Consider the following 1053-nt stretch of genomic DNA (forward strand, 5'->3'; position numbering starts at 1 on the left):
CCGGCAATCCGCAGCCGGACGACCCGCGTCCGGGCCCCGATCACGCACCCGACGACCCGGGCGAGCCTGACGTGACGCCGCCGGCGCCCGATCCGCGCGCGCCCGGCACGATCGACCTGGCCTGAGCGCCCGCGTTGCTTCGTAATCCTATTTGTCCGCGACACCAAGGAGGTTTACATGCGTTCCATTCTGCTATGGCTGCTGGGGGTGCCCATTCCCATCATCATCCTGCTGGCGCTGTTCTGGCACTGACACCCCGCCGGGTTTCCGCGTCGACGCCTTCTATCCCGGCGCGGCCGCACAAACAATGAACAAGGAATAACCATGGAAAACGCAACTTCGGCGGGCCAGCCCTACGGCGGCGCGGCCTATGCCGGTGCAATACCCGCGCGTGAATCAGCGGTGTCCGCCGTGTCCTGGGCGGCGGTGTTTGCCGGCGCGGTGATCGCGGCGGCGCTGTCGCTGGCGCTGTTCGCCGGGGGCTCCGGCCTGGGCTTCCTGTCGGTGTCGCCTTGGGCCGGCGAAGGCATGTCGGCCCCCGCGGTAGGCATCAGCGTCATTGCGTGGCTGCTGTTCACGCAGATCGTTGCCTACGGCATCGGCGGCTACGTTGCCGGCCGCTTGCGCACCAAGTGGGTGGATACGCATGTGGATGAGGTGTATTTCCGTGACACCGCGCATGGCTTCCTGGTGTGGGCGCTGAGCGCGGTCGTGAGTGCGGCGCTCTTGGGGTCGGCCATTGCGACGCTGGCCTCCGGCGCCGCCAAGGCGGGCGCCTCGGTGGCAGCCGGCGCGGGGGCGGCCGTCACCGCCACGGCAGCGGCCGGCGCGGGCGCGGGCGGCATGGACAACGCCAGCGACTACCTGACCGATGTGCTGCTGCGTTCGGATCGGCCTGATGCCGCGGGCGACAAGGCCGCGTCGCGCGCCGAGGTTGGGCGCATCGTGGCCGTGAGTCTCGCCCACGGCGAGATGGCGCCTGCCGACCGCGACTACGTTGCCAAGGTGATCGCGGCGCAGACCGGCATGGATGCGGCCGCGGCGCAGCAGCGC

1 protein-coding gene is annotated in these 1053 nt (G+C 70.2%); it reads left to right on the plus strand.

The genetic code is table 11. The features are described from left to right. Nucleotides 1-324: 324 nt before the first annotated feature. Nucleotides 325-1053, plus strand: a 729-nt coding sequence (locus U858_RS0133420) for a hypothetical protein (protein ID WP_025141389.1), incomplete at its 3' end; no start/stop codon positions are given.

Source organism: Achromobacter sp. DH1f (genome assembly GCF_000633435.1).
Lineage (GTDB): Bacteria > Pseudomonadota > Gammaproteobacteria > Burkholderiales > Burkholderiaceae_B > Achromobacter > Achromobacter deleyi.